The 15,654-nt window shown below is 67.5% G+C and carries 15 protein-coding genes and 6 tRNA genes; 17 read left to right on the top strand and 4 right to left on the bottom strand.

Annotated features, from left to right (window positions below; translation table 11 throughout):
• Nucleotides 1-25: 25 nt before the first annotated feature.
• From MCHT01_RS18645 to MCHT01_RS18720, 16 genes are all read left to right on the top strand, one after another.
• Complete coding sequence (locus MCHT01_RS18645; protein ID WP_067067272.1) at nucleotides 26-661, top strand: phosphoribosylanthranilate isomerase; 636 nt, start codon at nucleotides 26-28, stop codon at nucleotides 659-661.
• 45 nt (nucleotides 662-706) lie between these two features.
• The gene (gene trpB / locus MCHT01_RS18650; RefSeq protein WP_067067274.1) at nucleotides 707-2,059 is read left to right on the top strand and encodes a tryptophan synthase subunit beta; all 1,353 of its coding nucleotides are present in this window, start codon (nucleotides 707-709) and stop codon (nucleotides 2,057-2,059) included.
• Nucleotides 2,056-2,859 carry a tryptophan synthase subunit alpha gene (gene trpA / locus MCHT01_RS18655; RefSeq protein ID WP_067067275.1) on the top strand — a complete coding sequence of 268 codons (804 nt, stop codon included), beginning with the start codon at nucleotides 2,056-2,058 and terminating at the stop codon, nucleotides 2,857-2,859. The genes trpB and trpA overlap by 4 nt, the downstream gene beginning before the upstream one ends.
• A gap of 33 nt (nucleotides 2,860-2,892) precedes the next feature.
• Nucleotides 2,893-3,765 carry an acetyl-CoA carboxylase, carboxyltransferase subunit beta gene (gene accD / locus MCHT01_RS18660; RefSeq protein WP_067067277.1) on the top strand — a complete coding sequence of 291 codons (873 nt, stop codon included), beginning with the start codon at nucleotides 2,893-2,895 and terminating at the stop codon, nucleotides 3,763-3,765.
• Nucleotides 3,766-3,866: 101 nt separating this feature from the next.
• The gene (gene folC / locus MCHT01_RS18665; RefSeq protein WP_084452953.1) at nucleotides 3,867-5,270 is read left to right on the top strand and encodes a bifunctional tetrahydrofolate synthase/dihydrofolate synthase; all 1,404 of its coding nucleotides are present in this window, start codon (nucleotides 3,867-3,869) and stop codon (nucleotides 5,268-5,270) included.
• A 141-nt stretch (nucleotides 5,271-5,411) separates the two neighbouring features.
• Nucleotides 5,412-6,359, top strand: coding sequence for an SPOR domain-containing protein (locus MCHT01_RS18670; RefSeq protein ID WP_084452955.1), 948 nt, complete (start codon nucleotides 5,412-5,414; stop codon nucleotides 6,357-6,359).
• A gap of 51 nt (nucleotides 6,360-6,410) precedes the next feature.
• A complete protein-coding gene (locus tag MCHT01_RS18675) occupies nucleotides 6,411-6,899 on the top strand; it encodes a CvpA family protein (RefSeq protein ID WP_067067279.1) in 489 nt (162 codons plus the stop codon).
• Between the two features lie 58 nt (nucleotides 6,900-6,957).
• A complete protein-coding gene (gene purF, locus MCHT01_RS18680) occupies nucleotides 6,958-8,472 on the top strand; it encodes an amidophosphoribosyltransferase (RefSeq protein WP_067067281.1) in 1,515 nt (504 codons plus the stop codon).
• The gene (locus MCHT01_RS18685) at nucleotides 8,473-9,714 is read left to right on the top strand and encodes an O-succinylhomoserine sulfhydrylase (protein ID WP_067067283.1); all 1,242 of its coding nucleotides are present in this window, start codon (nucleotides 8,473-8,475) and stop codon (nucleotides 9,712-9,714) included. It begins immediately after the preceding gene.
• Nucleotides 9,711-11,102 carry a glutamate--tRNA ligase gene (gene gltX, locus MCHT01_RS18690; RefSeq protein ID WP_067067285.1) on the top strand — a complete coding sequence of 464 codons (1,392 nt, stop codon included), beginning with the start codon at nucleotides 9,711-9,713 and terminating at the stop codon, nucleotides 11,100-11,102. Before MCHT01_RS18685 ends, gltX begins: the two co-directional genes overlap by 4 nt.
• 145 nt (nucleotides 11,103-11,247) lie before the next feature.
• Nucleotides 11,248-11,323, top strand: a tRNA-Ala gene (locus MCHT01_RS18695).
• Between the two features lie 42 nt (nucleotides 11,324-11,365).
• A tRNA-Glu gene (locus MCHT01_RS18700) sits at nucleotides 11,366-11,441 on the top strand.
• Between the two features lie 183 nt (nucleotides 11,442-11,624).
• A tRNA-Asp gene (locus tag MCHT01_RS18705) sits at nucleotides 11,625-11,701 on the top strand.
• Nucleotides 11,702-11,750: 49 nt separating this feature from the next.
• Nucleotides 11,751-11,826, top strand: a tRNA-Ala gene (locus MCHT01_RS18710).
• Nucleotides 11,827-11,874: 48 nt separating this feature from the next.
• Nucleotides 11,875-11,950: transfer RNA gene (locus MCHT01_RS18715), tRNA-Glu, on the top strand.
• Between the two features lie 102 nt (nucleotides 11,951-12,052).
• Nucleotides 12,053-12,129: transfer RNA gene (locus MCHT01_RS18720), tRNA-Asp, on the top strand.
• Between the two features lie 145 nt (nucleotides 12,130-12,274).
• On the opposite strand, the gene MCHT01_RS18725 is transcribed toward MCHT01_RS18720, so the two are convergent.
• Nucleotides 12,275-12,601 carry a helix-hairpin-helix domain-containing protein gene (locus tag MCHT01_RS18725; RefSeq protein WP_084452957.1) on the bottom strand — a complete coding sequence of 109 codons (327 nt, stop codon included), beginning with the start codon at nucleotides 12,599-12,601 and terminating at the stop codon, nucleotides 12,275-12,277.
• A gap of 2 nt (nucleotides 12,602-12,603) precedes the next feature.
• Complete coding sequence (gene lexA / locus MCHT01_RS18730; protein ID WP_067067286.1) at nucleotides 12,604-13,281, bottom strand: transcriptional repressor LexA; 678 nt, start codon at nucleotides 13,279-13,281, stop codon at nucleotides 12,604-12,606.
• Nucleotides 13,282-13,407: 126 nt separating this feature from the next.
• On the opposite strand from lexA, the gene MCHT01_RS18735 reads away from it, so the two are divergent.
• Nucleotides 13,408-14,364: an asparaginase gene (locus tag MCHT01_RS18735; protein ID WP_245643416.1), complete on the top strand. Its 957-nt coding sequence runs from the start codon at nucleotides 13,408-13,410 to the stop codon at nucleotides 14,362-14,364.
• Between the two features lie 123 nt (nucleotides 14,365-14,487).
• Here MCHT01_RS18735 and MCHT01_RS18740 read toward each other — a convergent pair whose 3' ends face one another.
• Together MCHT01_RS18740 and MCHT01_RS18745 are read right to left on the bottom strand one after the other, a co-directional pair.
• The gene (locus MCHT01_RS18740) at nucleotides 14,488-14,922 is read right to left on the bottom strand and encodes an organic hydroperoxide resistance protein (protein ID WP_067067288.1); all 435 of its coding nucleotides are present in this window, start codon (nucleotides 14,920-14,922) and stop codon (nucleotides 14,488-14,490) included.
• 53 nt (nucleotides 14,923-14,975) lie between these two features.
• Complete coding sequence (locus MCHT01_RS18745; protein WP_067067507.1) at nucleotides 14,976-15,449, bottom strand: MarR family winged helix-turn-helix transcriptional regulator; 474 nt, start codon at nucleotides 15,447-15,449, stop codon at nucleotides 14,976-14,978.
• Between the last annotated feature and the right edge of the window lie 205 nt (nucleotides 15,450-15,654).

A 15,654-nucleotide genomic window follows, 5' to 3' on the forward strand; every position in this document is an offset into this window, starting at 1 on the left:
GACGACTCTCGATAGACTGCGCCCCATGAGCCGTACCCGAATCAAGATCTGCGGACTGACCCGCGAGGCCGACGTCGACGCGGTCGTCGAGGCTGGCGCCGATGCGATCGGCCTGGTGTTCTACGCCAAGAGCCCGCGCGCGGTGAGCGTCGAGCGCGCCGCCGAGCTGGCCCGACGCCTGCCGCCCTTCGTGACGCCGGTGGGCCTCTTCGTCAACGCGACGGCGGCGGAGATCCAGGCCGCGCTGGCCGCGATCCCCAACCTGACGCTGCAGTTCCACGGCGACGAAACCCCCGAAGACTGCGATCGTTGGGCGCGCACCTATCTGCGCGCGGCTCGCATGGCGCCGGGTTTCGATTTGCTAGACTTCACGTCTCGTTTCTCTCGCGCCCAAGCCGTGCTGCTCGATGCCTTCGTCGAGGGCTATGGCGGCGGCGGAAAGGTGTTTGATTGGTCACTGCTGCCTCCAAGCGTTCCCTCTCCGGTCGTTTTGTCTGGTGGGTTGGATGCAGCCAACGTGATCGATGGCGTGCGGCGCGTCCGGCCCTGGGCCGTTGATGTCAGCTCCGGCGTCGAGGCCTCGAAAGGCCTCAAGGACGCCGCGAAGATCCGCCAGTTCTGCGATGCCGTGCGCGAGGCCGACCGCCTGATGTCGGTCTGATTTCCTGAAGCGCGCGCGGGCATCCTCCGACACCGAGGACCCCTCATGTCCAAGACCATTTCCAGTCCGATCCCGTTCATCACGGGACCGCTCGAAGGCTATGCGCAACCCGACGCGCAAGGCCGCTTCGGCCCCGTGCCGACCCCCAGCGCGCACGGCTACTACGGTGGCCGCTTCGTCGCCGAAACCCTGATCCACGCGCTCGACGAGCTGAACGAGGCCTATGCCCGCTACAGCCAGGATCCGGAATTCATCCGCGAGTTCCAGTACGAGCTGGCCCACTTCGTCGGCCGCCCCAGCCCGATCTATCACGCCCGCCGGCTGAGCGAGGAGCTCGGCGGCGCCCAGATCTTCCTCAAGCGCGAGGACCTGAACCACACGGGCGCGCACAAGGTCAACAACACCATCGGCCAGGCGCTGCTGGCGCGGCGCATGGGCAAGAAGCGGGTGATCGCCGAGACCGGCGCCGGCCAGCATGGCGTGGCCACCGCGACCATCTGCGCCCGGTACGGGATGGAGTGCGTCGTCTACATGGGCGCCGAGGACGTCAAGCGCCAGTCGCCCAACGTCTATCGGATGAATTTGCTGGGCGCCAAGGTCGTGCCGGTGGAATCGGGCTCCAAGACCCTGAAGGACGCGCTGAACGAGGCGATGCGCGACTGGGTCACCAACATCGAATCGACCTTCTACATCATCGGCACCGTGGCCGGCCCACATCCGTATCCGATGATGGTGCGCGACTTCCAGCGCATCATCGGCGACGAGTGCCTGATCCAGATGCCCGAGATGACCGGGCGTCAACCCGACGCGGTCATCGCCTGCGTGGGCGGTGGCAGCAACGCCATCGGCATCTTCTATCCCTACATCCCGCATGCGGACGTGCGCCTCATCGGCGTCGAGGCGGCCGGCCTGGGCGTCGACACGCCCAAGCACGCCGCGACGCTGGGCGCGGGCTCGCCGGGCGTGCTGCACGGCAACCGCACCTATCTGCTGCAGGACGACGCGGGTCAGATCATCGAGACCCATTCGATCTCGGCCGGCCTGGACTATCCGGGCGTCGGTCCGGAGCACGCGTACCTGAAGGACATCGGTCGCGCCGAGTACGTCGGCGTGACCGACGCGGAGGCGCTCGCCGCCTTCCACCGGCTGTGCCGCAGCGAGGGCATCATCCCGGCGCTCGAGTCCAGCCACGCGCTGGCGCACGCGCTCAAGATCGCGCCGACGATGCGCCCCGATCAGCACCTGCTGGTCAACCTGTCCGGTCGCGGCGACAAGGACATCGGCACCGTTGCCGACCTGTCCGGGGCGGCGTACTTCGATCGCCCGTCGATGGCCGGTCACGCCGTCAAGGGCGGTGCCGAGCTGAACGCCAACGCAACGACCGGAGGCGCGCAATGAGCTCGACCCGCATTCAGGCGACCTTCGCCAAGCTGGCCTCGGAAGGCCGCCAGGCGCTGATTCCCTACGTCACCGCCGGCGATCCCTATGCCGACGTCACCGTCGAGCTGATGCTGGCCATGGCCCGCGCCGGCGCCGACGTGATCGAGCTGGGCGTGCCGTTCTCCGATCCGATGGCTGACGGTCCCGTGATCCAGCGCGCCAGCGAGCGCGCCCTGGCCAAGGGCATCACGCTGACGCATGTGCTGGAGATGGTCCGCGCCTTCCGCCTGGAGGACGAGGGCACGCCGGTCGTGCTGATGGGCTATGCCAACCCGATCGAGCGCTTCGGCCTGGAGCGCTTCGTCGCCGAGGCCAAGGCCGCAGGCGTGGATGGCGTGCTGGTGGTCGACTATCCGCCCGAGGAGTGCGAGGCCTTCGCGACGCTGATGAAGGCGCAGGGCATGGATCCGATCTTCCTGCTCGCCCCGACGTCCACCGACGAGCGCGTCGAGCGCCTGGGCCGGCTGGCCAGCGGCTACGTCTACTACGTCTCGCTCAAGGGCGTGACCGGCGCGGGCCACCTGGACACCAGCGCCGTGGCGGCCGCGATGCCCCGTCTGCGCCAGCATGTGAAGGTGCCGCTGGGCGTCGGTTTCGGCATCCGGGACGGGGCCACGGCGGCCGCCGTGGCGCGTCATGCGGACGCCGTGGTGATCGGTTCGGCCCTGGTCCAGCTGATCGAGGTGCAATCCAGGGATAATGTCGCGATCCAGGCAGCGGCCTTCATTCGAGACATCCGCGCCGCGCTGGACGCCTGAGAGGGCGTTCGGCGATAGACATAGGAGCCCGCCATGAGTTGGCTTGAGAAACTTCTCCCGCCCAAGATCCAGCAGACCGACCCGGACCAGCGCCGCACGGTGCCCGAAGGCCTGTGGATCAAGTGCCCGTCCTGCGAGACGGTGCTGTACAAGACCGACCTCGAGCAGAACGTCAACGTCTGCCCGAAGTGCGGTCACCACCACCGCATCGGCGCGCGCGCCCGCCTGGACGCGTTCCTGGACGGCGAAGGCCGCTATGAAGTCGGCCAGGAAGTGCTCCCGGTCGACGCGCTGAAGTTCAAGGACAGCAAGAAGTACCCCGATCGACTCAAGGAAGCGCTGGAGAACACCGGCGAGACCGACGCGTTGATCGTCATGGGCGGCGCGGTGATGAGCATCCCCGTGGTCGTGGCCTGCTTCGAGTTCGACTTCATGGGCGGCTCGATGGGCTCCGTGGTCGGCGAGCGCTTCGCGCGCGGCGTCGAGACCGCGATCGAACAGAAGACCCCCTTCATCTGCTACACCGCCACCGGCGGCGCGCGGATGCAGGAAGGCCTGCTCTCGCTGATGCAGATGGCCAAGACCAACGCCGCGCTCACGCGTCTGGCCAAGGCGAAGCTCCCGTACATCAGCGTGCTGACCGACCCGACCATGGGCGGCGTCTCCGCGAGCTTCGCGTTCGTGGGCGACATCGTCATCGCCGAGCCCAAGGCGCTGATCGGCTTCGCCGGCCCGCGCGTGATCGAGAACACCGTGCGCGAGAAGCTCCCGCCGGGCTTCCAGCGCGCCGAGTTCCTGATGGAGAAGGGCGCGATCGACATGATCGTGGACCGCCGCAAGCTGCGCGAGGTCATCGCCCGCAACCTGGCCATCCTGCAGCGGCAGAGCGCCGACGCGGTCGCCTGACGACGGTCCGAGGGCAGGGCGCTCGCGCATTGGCCCCCGCGACTCAGCACGGCCAGACCCGAATCGGTCTGGCCGTCTTCATTTGAGCCCTGGATTCCACGATGACTTCGAACTCCCCGTCGTCCCCGAACACCTCGTCCCCCGATCTGTCGATTCCGGTGCTGGCGCCGGGCGGCAACGCCCAGCAGGTCCTCGATGCCTGGCTGTCGCGCTGCGAGCGGCTGCATCCGAAGGAGATCGACATGACGCTGGCGCGCGTGTCCGAGATGCGCCAGCGCCTCGGCCTGGACTTCGGTCCGGACACGCCGGTGGTGATGGTCGCGGGGACGAACGGCAAGGGCTCGACCTGCGCCATGCTGGAGAGCATCGCGCTGCAGGCCGGCTATCGCGTCGGCCTCTACATCAAGCCGCACCTGGTGCACTTCCAGGAGCGCTGCCGCGTCGGCGGCCGGCCCGTGGACGCGGCCTCGCTGCTGCCGCACTTCGAGGCGGTCGAGCAGGCTCGCGGCGAGCTGCAGCTGACCTATTTCGAGTTCACGACCCTGGCCATCCTGCATCGCCTGGCCGCCGAGCCGCTGGATCTGGTGATCCTGGAGGTCGGTCTGGGCGGGCGGCTGGACGCCGTCAACGCGATGGACGCCGATTGCAGCGTCATCACCAGCATCGACCTGGACCACACCGAGTACCTGGGCCCGGATCGCGAGTCCGTCGGCCGCGAGAAGGCGCACATCATGCGCGCCGGCAAGCCGGCGATCGTGTCGGACCCGATCCCGCCAGATTCGATCGCGGCCTACGCGGCCTCGATCGGCGCCGACGTGCGCCAGCTCGGCCGCGACTTCAACTACAGCGGCGATCGCCAGCAGTGGCAGTGGGCGGGACGCTCGCGCCGCTACAGCGGCATGGCCTATCCGGCGCTGCGCGGCGTGAACCAGCTGCTGAACGCCAGCGGCGTGCTGGCGGTGCTGGAAGCGCTGCACGAGCGCCTGCCCATCAGCGCGCAAGCCGTGCGCGCGGGCCTGGCGCTGGTAGAGCTGCCGGGCCGCTTCCAGGTGATCCCGGGCTCGCCGATGCTGGTGCTGGACGTGGCGCACAACCCGCACGCGGTCGCCGCGCTGGCCCAGAACCTGGACCAGATGGGCTTCTATCCGCGCACCCGCGCGGTCTTCGGCGCGATGGCCGACAAGGACCTCGCCAACATCCTGGCGCGCATCTCGCCGCTGGTCGATCACTGGCACTTCTGCGACCTGCCCATCGCTCGTGCGGCCACCGCCCGGGCGCTGCAGGAGCGCTTCGACGAGGCGCGTGCCGCCGGACTGCTGAAGGCGCCCGCGGACGTGGGCTCGACCCTGCACGCGGACCCGGCCTCGGCCCTGGCCGCGGCGGCGTCCGAGGCGGACCCCGCTGATAGAATTTTGGTCTTCGGTTCGTTCTACACCGTGGGCGGCGTGCTCAAGGACGGGATCCCGAGGTTGGGGACCGGCGTGCAGCCCGAGGCTGACGCCTGATCCCACGCCGAACCCCCTCCGCATTGAGCGCGTTCACCGCGTTGCAACGCTGCGTTCGAACCGCTCGCAGTTGAAGTCGGCGGCCCGGTCCGTACATGCGGAAGGGCCGCTTTCCGCTCCCGGCCTGCCACACACAATTCCATGGGTTTCCTGTCTTTCCTGAAGCGTGGTGATGCGAACGACTCCGGCGATCGGAGCCCTCCGCGCGAGTCCGGCCGTGGCCGTGCTCGCGGCGGTGCCGAATCCGTCGACGACGTCCAGCAACTGCGCATCAGGGCGCGCCGCCGCCTGATCGGCGCGGCGGTGCTGGTGGGCGTCGGGATCATCGTCTTCCCGCTGCTCTTCGAAACGCAGCCCCGGCCGATCCCGGTCGATCTGCCCATCGACATCCCGCGCAAGGACGGCGCCGCCCCCTTGACCATCCCGGCACCGGTCGCGCAGACCGCGCAGCCGGGGCAGGGCGCGGGCGATCAGGGCCGCGGCATCATCACCGAGACCCCGGAGCAGGCCGCCGCCGATCGCGCCGTGCCGCCGCCGGAAGCGCCGGCCGAGCAGCTCGCGCGGAACACGACGCCGCCGGCCGTGGTGCCCGTTCCGGTGCCCCGCGTCGAGCCCAAACCCGAACCCCGCGCCGCGATCGCCGAGCCGGCCGCCAAGCCCGAGGCCAAGCCCGCCCAGGCGGCCGCCGAGCACAAGCCGGAGCGCAAGCCTGATCCGAGGCCGGAGACCAAGCCCGACACCAAGGTCGCCGCGGCCAAGCCGGACACACGCGCCACCGACGCCGCCCGCGCGCAGGCGCTGCTGGAGGGCCGCGCGCCCGCGCCGGCCACCGCCGCCAAGCCCGATGCGGCCGCCAACGGCGCGCGCTTCATCGTGCAGGTCGGCGCCTATGCCGACGGCAAGGCCGCGCAGGACGTGCGGGCCAAGGTCGAGCGCATGGGCCTGAAGACCTACACGCAGGCGGTCGACACCGCGGACGGCAAGCGCATCCGCGTCCGCGTCGGCCCGTTCAACTCCCGCGACGAAGCGGACAAGGTCGCGGCCAAGGTCCGCGGCGGCGGCCTCTCGTCGGCCGTGCTGACCCTCTGACGGCTGGCACGGAGCCCTTGGCATGACCCATCATGAACAGCTCGCCGCGCGATGAACTGGGTCGACATCGCCCTGGCGGGCCTGCTCGTCGTCTCGGTGCTGGTCGGGGCCTGGCGCGGCTTGGTCTTCGAACTGATGACCATCGCCGGCTGGGTCGTCGCCTATGTGGCGTCCCCGTTCGTGGCGCCGGTGATCGAGCGCTTCATCCCGATCGAGAAGGTCGGCCCGACGCTGCTGCATGCCCTGGGCCTGGTGCTGGCCTTCGTGCTGGTGCTGCTGATCTGGGGCATCGGCGCCAAGCTGATCCGCGCCTTGATCCACGCGACGCCGCTGGGCGTGCTGGACCGGCTGGGCGGCGCGGGCTTCGGCGTGCTGCGCGCCGTGCTGGTGGCGCTGCTGGCCACGGTCATCGTCGACATGACGCCGGCCGCCAAGTCGCCGGCCTGGACCGAATCGCAGATTGCGCCGTGGCTGCAGACCACGCTCGCGCAAGTCCGGCCGCTGCTGCCGGAAGCGCTGAAAGACTTTGTTCCGGCCTGAGCGTCACGAGCGCGCAGGCCATTGTTCTCCCCGTTCCAAGTGCATTGAAGGACTCCCCATGTGCGGCATCGTCGGTGTGATTTCCAAGGCGCCGGTCAACCAGCTGATCTATGACGCGCTGCTGCTGCTGCAGCATCGCGGCCAGGACGCGGCCGGCATCGTCACCATGCAGGGCCAGAAGTGCTTCATGCACAAGGCGCGCGGCATGGTCCGCGATGTCTTCCGCACCCGCAACATGCGGGCGCTGCCGGGCAACGTCGGTCTCGGCCAGGTCCGTTACCCGACCGCCGGCAACGCCTACAGCGAGGAAGAGGCCCAACCCTTCTACGTCAACGCGCCCTACGGCATCGTGCTGGTCCACAACGGCAACCTGACCAACGCCCACGCGCTGAAGGAAGAGCTGTTCGAGGTCGACCGCCGCCACATCAACACCGAGAGCGACACCGAGGTGCTGATCAACGTGCTGGCCCACGAGCTGGAGATGGCTGGACGCGACCTCCCGCTGACGCCCGCGCAGATCTTCAAGGCCGTGGCCACGGTGCACAAGCGCATCAAGGGCTCCTACGGCGTGATCGCGCTGATCGCCGGTCATGGCCTGCTGGCCTTCCGTGATCCCTACGGCATCCGTCCGCTGTGCTTCGGCCAGGCGGCCGACGGCGAGGTGATGGTCGCCAGCGAGAGCGTGGCCCTGGAGGGCACCGGCCACACGCTGACGCGCGACCTGGCGCCCGGCGAGGCCCTGTTCATCGATACCAGCGGCGCGATCCACACGCAGCAGTGCGCCGAGAACCCGACGCTGAACCCCTGCATGTTCGAGTTCGTCTACCTGGCGCGCCCGGACTCGGTGATGGACGGCATCTCGGTCTACCAGGCTCGCCTGAACATGGGCGAGACCCTGGCCCAGCGCCTGATCTCGACCATCCCGCCCAGCGAGATCGACGTCGTGATCCCGATCCCGGAATCGAGCCGTCCGTCGGCGATGCAGCTCGCGCACCGGATCGGCAAGCCCTACCGCGAGGGCTTCGTCAAGAACCGCTACGTGGGCCGGACCTTCATCATGCCGGGCCAGTCCACGCGCAAGAAGTCGGTGCGTCAGAAGCTCAACGCCATCGGCCTGGAGTTCAAGGGCCGCAACGTGCTGCTGGTGGACGACTCCATCGTCCGCGGCACGACCTCCAAGGAGATCGTGCAGATGGCCCGCGAGGCCGGCGCCAACAAGGTCTACCTGGCCTCGGCCGCCCCGCCGGTGCGCTTCCCCAACGTCTACGGCATCGACATGCCGACCAAGGAAGAGCTGATCGCCCACGGCCGCTCCATCGAGGAGATCCGCCAGTTCATCGGCGCCGACGCGCTGATCTACCAGGACGTGGACGCGATGAAGCGCGTGGTGGCGCAGTTGCGCCCCGGGCTGAACGGCTTCGAGGCCTCGTGCTTCGACGGCCAGTACATCACCGGCGACGTGTCGGCCGAGGACTTCGCGACCATCCAGGCGCAGCGCAAGTCCCAGGGCGGCGACGAAGAGGACCTGCCGGCGCGCAGCCGGCTCGCGCTGCAAAGCGGCGGAGACCAGTGAATGAGCATTGAATCGAACAAGCCCGCCGGCATCCCGCGCGTGGACCTGCCCGCCGACGCGCGGCTGGACACGCTGGCCGTGCGCGAGGGCCTGCCGCCCACGCCCTGGGGCGAGAACTCGGAAGCGCTGTTCATCACCAGCAGCTTCGTGCATCCGGACGCGGCCACCGCCGCCCGCCGGTTCGCCAACGAGGAAGAAGCCTTCGTCTACAGCCGCTTCTCGAATCCGACCGTCATGATGATGGAGCGCCGCCTGGCGGCGCTCGAGGGCACCGAGGCCTGCATCGCGACCTCGTCCGGCATGTCCGCGATCATGCTGCTGGTGATGGGCCTGCTGAAGTCCGGCGATCACGTGGTGTGCTCGCGCTCGGTCTTCGGCTCCACCATCAAGCTGCTGCAGGGCGAGTTCGGCAAGTACGGCGTGGAGACGACGTTTGTCTCCCAGACCGATCTGGCCGAGTGGAAGGACGCGCTGCGCCCCAACACTAGGCTGCTCTTCGCCGAGACCCCGACCAACCCGCTGACCGAGGTCTGCGATGTCGCGGCCCTGGCCGAGATCGCGCACGGCCACGGCGCGCTGCTGGCGGTCGACAACTGCTTCGCCTCGCCGGCGCTGCAGCAGCCGGCCAAGATGGGCGCGGACTTCATCATCCACTCCGGCACCAAGTACCTGGACGGCCAGGGCCGCGTGATCGCGGGCGCGATCTGCGCGTCCGCGAAGTACGTCGAGAGCGTGTTCACGCCGGTGATGCGCACGGTGGGCATGTCGCTGTCCCCCTTCAACGCGTGGGTCGTGCTCAAGGGCATGGAGACGCTGTCGGTGCGCATGAAGGCGCAGACCGCCGGTGCCGGCGTGCTGGCCGCCTGGCTGGAATCGCATCCCGCGATCGAGCGCGTCTACTACCCGGGCCTGAAGTCGCATCCGCAGCATGAGCTCGCGATGCGCCAGCAAGGCGGGCAGGGCGGGGCGGTCGTGTCCTTCATCGTGAAGAGCCAGGCCGACGACCAGGGCCGCGCGGCGGCCTTCCACGTGATCGACCAGACACGCATCTGCTCCATCACCGCCAACCTGGGCGACACCAAGACCACCATCACCCATCCGGCGAGCACCTCGCACGGGCGGCTCACCGAGCCGCAGCGTCAGGCCGCCGGCATCACGCAGGGGCTGATCCGCGTCGCGGTCGGCCTCGAAGACATCGAAGACATCAAGGCCGATCTGGCCCGCGGTTTGAACTCGCTATGACCTCTCCCATCCGCACCCGCATCGCCCCCTCGCCGACGGGCTTCCTGCACCTGGGCACGGCGCGCACGGCGCTGTTCTCCTGGGCCTATGCCCGTCATCACGGCGGCCAGTTCGTGCTGCGCATCGAGGACACCGACGTCGCCCGCTCGACGCAGGACTCGGTCGAGCAGATCCTGGCGTCGATGAAGTGGCTGGGCCTCGAATACGACGAGGGTCCGATCTATCAGATGCAGCGACTGGAGCGCTATCACGCCGTCATCGAGCAGATGATCGCGGCCGGCACCGCCTACCGCTGCTACTGCTCGCCCGAAGAGCTGAACGCGATGAAGGCCGGTCAGGAAGCGCGCGGCGAGAAGCGCCGCTACGACGGCACCTGGCGTCCGGAGGCGGGCAAGACGCTGCCGGCGGTTCCGGACGGCATCACGCCGGTGGTCCGCTTCAAGAATCCGGTGGACGGTGACGTGACCTGGGACGACGTGGTCAAGGGCCCGATCACCATCAACAACCGCGAGATCGATGACCTCATCATCCTGCGTCCCGACGGTGTGCCGACCTACAACTTCGCCGTCGTGATCGACGACTGGGACATGGCCATCACCCATGTCTTCCGCGGCGACGAGCACATCAACAACACGCCCTGGCAGATCAACATGTTCAACGCCCTGGGGGCGAAGCTGCCGGCGTTCGGGCATATCCCGGTGATCCTGGGCGACGACGGCCAGAAGCTGTCCAAGCGCCGCGGCGCGGTCAGCGTGACCGCCTACGAGGACAACGGCTATCTGCCCGAGGCGATGCTGAACTACCTCTCGCGCCTGGGCTGGAGCCACGGCGACGACGAGCTGTTCACGATCGAGCAGATGGTGTCGTGGTTCGACGGCAGTCACATCTCCAAGAGCCCGGCCCAGTGGGATCCGGCCAAGCTGGAGTGGGTCAACGCCCATTACATCAAGCTGGCCGATGACGCCCGCCTGGCGGCCCTGGTCGCGGCGCAACTGGCCAAGCGCGGCCTGGAAGCGCCGCAGCGCCTGGAGGCGATGTGCGGCCTGTTCAAGGACCGCTGCAGCACGACCGTGGCGCTGACCGACTGGCTGGCGATGTACGTCTCCCCGGTGACGGTGAGCGACGCCGATCGCGCGCAGCACCTGACCGACGCGATCAAGCCGGCCGTGCTCACGCTGGCCGACAAGCTCGAGGCGCTGGCGGTGTGGGACAAGGCGTCCATCAGTGCCGCGATCAAGGAAACCATCGGCGCCCATGGTCTGAAGATGCCGCAACTGGCCATCCCGGTGCGCGTGCTGGCCTGTGGCCGCGCGCAGACGCCGTCGGTGGATGCGGTGCTGGAACTGTTCGACAAAGAAATTTTGTTGAACCGCTTGCGTTCCGTTTAAAACTCGGTCTATACTCTCGTTCTCGCTTGAACAGCGCGTTGTTCGAAACGAACGACGAAGCAGCAGACAGCGAATCAAACCGGGGAATGCAAGTTCCCCGACGAGATTCAAGAAAGCTGATTCGACGTCGAATCGAATCCCCGAAGGGGGTATAGCTCAGCTGGGAGAGCGCTTGCATGGCATGCAAGAGGTCAGCGGTTCGATCCCGCTTACCTCCACCAAATTTCGGTTTGTGTGGCGCGCGGTTCAAGGAAGAAGGTTTAGTCCCCTTCGTCTAGAGGCCTAGGACACCACCCTTTCACGGTGGCTACAGGGGTTCGAATCCCCTAGGGGACGCCAAGTTTTCGAGCTTGGTTGCTTTCCTGGAGATTGAACGAGAAAATCGAAAAATTCTTCGGAAATCGATTTGATCGTTGTCAAAATCAGGTATAGTAACGAAATCGACGCGGCGCTGACATCAAGCAGTTGATTGAGGCGATGCGATAGAGTCTGATGCGACGGATCGAAAGATCTTGAGTATCTGGAGTGGTAGTTCAGTTGGTTAGAATACCGGCCTGTCACGCCGGGGGTCGCGGGTTCGAGCCCCGTCCACTCCGCCAACACATAGTTGAAACTCGGGCTGCGTACCGGTTCGATGCGAAAGCATTCGGGGGTATAGCTCAGCTGGGAGAGCGCTTGCATGGCATGCAAGAGGTCAGCGGTTCGATCCCGCTTACCTCCACCAAGATTCCTTCGGGAGTCTGGGCGCAGACCGAGAGTCAACGACAGTCCAGTCCCCTTCGTCTAGAGGCCTAGGACACCACCCTTTCACGGTGGCTACAGGGGTTCGAATCCCCTAGGGGACGCCAAGTTTGACAAGGCTTGGTTGCATCGCGGTTCTGAATGGAACTGGCGGCTTGCAACGAAACTTGTCCGCGAACAAGAATGAGGTGCTTAACAACCTCGTCTTAGGAGTGGTAGTTCAGTTGGTTAGAATACCGGCCTGTCACGCCGGGGGTCGCGGGTTCGAGCCCCGTCCACTCCGCCAACATTTGAAACCCCGTCGATGCAAGTCGACGGGGTTTTTCTTTTGCCCGTTCGAAACTGAGAATACCGCGGCGCTCGATTCTAGCGCGTTGGATTGCTCGCGCACTGCCGGCGGTTTGTCGGGTGATTGCTTGATACTGGACGGGTCAGAGGTCTGGATACTCGCGCTTGCGCTGCGCCGTATAACTCCACCAATCGCGGGGAGGGCTGCCGTTCATGAAATCGACGGCCGCCATATAGGTATCCAGCACGCACGGGTCATGACGTTGACCGGTCAGTTTGCAGATCTTTTGATAGAGCGCGAAGGGATCCGCGCCCATCAGATCCGCGGGCTGATGGATGCCCATCAGTTTGAAATCCCGGACCATCGCTGGCCCGATGTTGGGGATTTGCCGCAAGTCGGCGCACTCGACGGCCGAAGCCGCCTTGGTGCTCGCGCGCTTGTGCGATTTGCGTGCGCCGGTTGCGGTCATGGTCAGTGGAAGCCGCCTGCGCGGATCAGGCCCACCGCCAAACCTTCGATCGCGAACTGATCGTCGGCCGTCACCTCGATGGGCTGGAAGTCCTCGTTCTCGGGCAGCAGCCGGATGCCGCCGCCATGGCGCTGGAAGCGCTTCACGGTGACCTCGTCACCGATGCGCGCCACGACGACCTGGCCGTTGCGTGCCTCGCTGGTCTTCTGCACGGCGAGCAGGTCGCCATCCATGATGCCGATGTCCTTCATGCTCATGCCTTTCACGCGCAGCAGGAAGTCCGGCGACTTCGAGAACATCGAGGGGTCGACGCTATAGTGCTGCTCCACATGTTCCTCGGCGAGGATGGGCGAGCCGGCGGCGACGCGGCCCACCAGCGGGAGCGTCAGCTGGGCCAAGCTGGCCAGCGGCAGTGCGAACTGGCTGTACTCGCGGGCCCGATTGACCTGCCGCAGTGCGGTCGACGGCAAGCGGATGCCCCGCGCCGTTCCCCCCACCAGTTCGATCACGCCCTTGCGGGCCAGCGCCTGCAGATGTTCCTCGGCGGCATTGGCGGACTTGAAGCCCAGCTGTCTCGCGATTTCGGCGCGGGTCGGCGGGGAGCCGGTGCTCTCGATGCTGTCGCGGACCAGATCGAAGATCTGCTGTTGGCGGGCGGTGAGTTTGGGTGGTGTGTCCACGGGCGCGGGCCTTTGTCGAGTCGCCGGGTTTTGAGAGATGGGATCCCGAGTCGCAGAGCGTCCGGTTGTTCGGGTTCTGCCTGAGATTCCATCCAGCATCTGGATTTTTATACAGGAGACGACAAATTGCAAAGCGAGCTGCATACGACGCCTGACGCGGCCCAGACCGTGGTGATCATCGGCACCGGCGGCACGATCGCCGGCGCGTCCGGCAGCGCGACCGACAACGTCGGCTACAAGGCGGGATCGCTGTCGGTGGCGTCGCTGGTGAAGGCGGTGCCGGCGCTGGCCTCCAAGGCGCTGGAGGCGGAGCAGCTCGCCCAGCTCGACAGCAAGGACATGGACCACGCGACCTGGGCGCGACTGGCCCGGCGCGTCGAGCAACACCTGGCACGTCCCGAGGTGCGCGGTGTCGTCATCACGCACGGCACGGACACGCTGGAGGAAACCGCCTACCTGCTGCAGCGCGTGCTCGCGCCGAGCAAGCCGGTGGTGCTGACGGCCGCCATGCGGCCGGCCACGGCGATCCAGGCGGACGGGCCGCAGAACTTGCTCGACGCGGTCGCGGTCGCTGGCGCCGAAGGCGTGCGGGGCGTCGTCGCGGTGGTCGCGGGTCAGGTGTGGTCGGGGCTGGAGCTGCGCAAGACGCACAGCTATCGGCTGGATGCCTTCGAGGCGGGCCCCGATGCGGGTCCCCTGGCCGTGGTGGAGGAGGGGATCATCCGCCGCTTCCGCGATTGGCCGCTGGGCGAAGCGCTTGGCGCCACGCTTCTGCCGGAGGATTCGACGGGCTGGCCCTGGGTGGAAGTGCTTGGCAGCCATGCGGGCGCCGACGGTCGGGCGCTGGACGCCTGGCGTGCGGCGGGCCTGCAGGGGCTGGTGCTCGCGTGCACCGGCAACGGCACGGTGCATCAGGCGCTCGAGGCGTCGACCGCTGCGTTGAAGCAATCGGGTGTGCCCGTGTGGCGCACGACGCGATGCGCGCAGGGGCGCATCGTCGGCGCCGTCGACGAGCCGGCGGGCGCGTTGTCGCCGTGGGCCGCTCGGGTCGAGCTGATGCTGCATCTGCTCCAGCGAGGCTGAGGCAAGACCTGGCCCCCGAGCAAGCGGGGGCAGGCTTTAACGACAAACGCCGGCAATTGCCGGCGTTCTTCATGGCGAGCCCGAAGGGCTCGACGAGCTGGAGCCCATGAGGGCTCGGCGCTCTCAGACGATCGTCAGCGAGACGTCGATGTTGCCGCGGGTGGCGTTCGAGTACGGGCAGACTTCGTGGGCGTCGGCGACCAGCTTCTCCAGCTGCGCGCGGTCCATGCCCGGCACCGAGATCTTCATCGCGACGGCGATGCCGAAGGCGCCCGGCTTGTTGGCGTGAGGGCCGATGCCGACTTCGCTGGTGATGGAGACTTCGGCCGGCAGGGCGACCTTGTTGCGGGCCGAGACAGCCTTCATCGCGCCGATGAAGCAGGCGGAGTAGCCCGCGGCGAACAGCTGTTCGGGGTTGGTGCCGCTGCCGCCGGCGCCGCCCAGTTCCTTGGGCGTGGACAGCTCGACCTTCAGCGCGCCGTCGGACGACTGGGCGCTGCCTTGACGGCCGCCGGTGGCGGTGGCGGTGGCGGTGTAGAGGGCTTTCTCGATGGCCATGTGGCGCTCCTTGGTGGGGTGGGGTTGGGATCGAAAGAACGGAGGGGTGGCGGTCAGGCTCCGGCCTGATCGTCGTCTTCACGGGCGAGGTGCGTCAGCACATTGCTCCGCAATTCATGCAGCCGCCGGGTCAGCGTCTGCAGCTCGTCGGGGCGGCAGGCGCTGGCGCAGGCCAGCTGCTGGGGAATGGCGACCGCCTGCTCGCGCAAGGCGCGACCCGCGGCCGTCAGGTGGATCTCGACGCGACGCTCGTCCTGGACGTTGCGACGGCGCTCGATCAGGCTGGAACCTTCCAGGCGCTTGAGCAGCGGCGTCAGCGTGCCGGAGTCCAGGCTCAGCCGTTGCCCCAGTTCGGACACGCCGGGGCCGTCGGTCTCCCACAGCACCAGCATGACCAGGTACTGCGGATAGGTCAGGCCCAACGGCGCCAGCAGCGGCTTGTAGAGCTTGGTCATCGCCAGCGAGGTCGAATACAGCGCGAAGCACAGCTGCACGTCCAGCTGCAGCCAGTCGGTGCCCGCCGGCATCGGCTGGACCGCGACGCCGGTGGCGGTCGCGTCCTGCGCTTGGGGGTGGTTCGTCTTCAGCATGGGGTGAACTGTAGCGAGCAATTGAATTGCACGCAATCGATATGGTCTTTCGCGGCGGTTGAGGGCAACTATCGGCGGCCCTCGGCGGTCGGTCCAGCGATCTCGCGTGAGGATCCCTGGAAAAGGCGACGCCCCGGGGACT

It is taken from the genome of Mitsuaria chitosanitabida ATCC BAA-476 = NBRC 102408 (assembly GCF_001598255.1).
Lineage (GTDB): Bacteria > Pseudomonadota > Gammaproteobacteria > Burkholderiales > Burkholderiaceae_C > Roseateles > Roseateles chitosanitabidus.

Excerpts from the sequence above, each read along its gene's own strand:
- gltX (WP_067067285.1), top strand. The coding sequence starts at position 9,711 with ATGACCTCTCCCATCCGCACCCGCATCGCCCCCTCGCCGACGGGCTTC.
- MCHT01_RS18675 (WP_067067279.1), top strand. The coding sequence starts at position 6,411 with ATGAACTGGGTCGACATCGCCCTGGCGGGCCTGCTCGTCGTCTCGGTG.
- trpA (WP_067067275.1), top strand. The coding sequence starts at position 2,056 with ATGAGCTCGACCCGCATTCAGGCGACCTTCGCCAAGCTGGCCTCGGAA.
- MCHT01_RS18745 (WP_067067507.1), bottom strand. The coding sequence starts at position 15,449 with ATGCCGGCGGGCACCGACTGGCTGCAGCTGGACGTGCAGCTGTGCTTC.
- MCHT01_RS18645 (WP_067067272.1), top strand. The coding sequence starts at position 26 with ATGAGCCGTACCCGAATCAAGATCTGCGGACTGACCCGCGAGGCCGAC.
- MCHT01_RS18740 (WP_067067288.1), bottom strand. The coding sequence starts at position 14,922 with ATGGCCATCGAGAAAGCCCTCTACACCGCCACCGCCACCGCCACCGGC.
- MCHT01_RS18670 (WP_084452955.1), top strand. The coding sequence starts at position 5,412 with ATGGGTTTCCTGTCTTTCCTGAAGCGTGGTGATGCGAACGACTCCGGC.
- accD (WP_067067277.1), top strand. The coding sequence starts at position 2,893 with ATGAGTTGGCTTGAGAAACTTCTCCCGCCCAAGATCCAGCAGACCGAC.
- MCHT01_RS18725 (WP_084452957.1), bottom strand. The coding sequence starts at position 12,601 with ATGACCGCAACCGGCGCACGCAAATCGCACAAGCGCGCGAGCACCAAG.
- trpB (WP_067067274.1), top strand. The coding sequence starts at position 707 with ATGTCCAAGACCATTTCCAGTCCGATCCCGTTCATCACGGGACCGCTC.
- purF (WP_067067281.1), top strand. The coding sequence starts at position 6,958 with ATGTGCGGCATCGTCGGTGTGATTTCCAAGGCGCCGGTCAACCAGCTG.
- MCHT01_RS18685 (WP_067067283.1), top strand. The coding sequence starts at position 8,473 with ATGAGCATTGAATCGAACAAGCCCGCCGGCATCCCGCGCGTGGACCTG.
- folC (WP_084452953.1), top strand. The coding sequence starts at position 3,867 with ATGACTTCGAACTCCCCGTCGTCCCCGAACACCTCGTCCCCCGATCTG.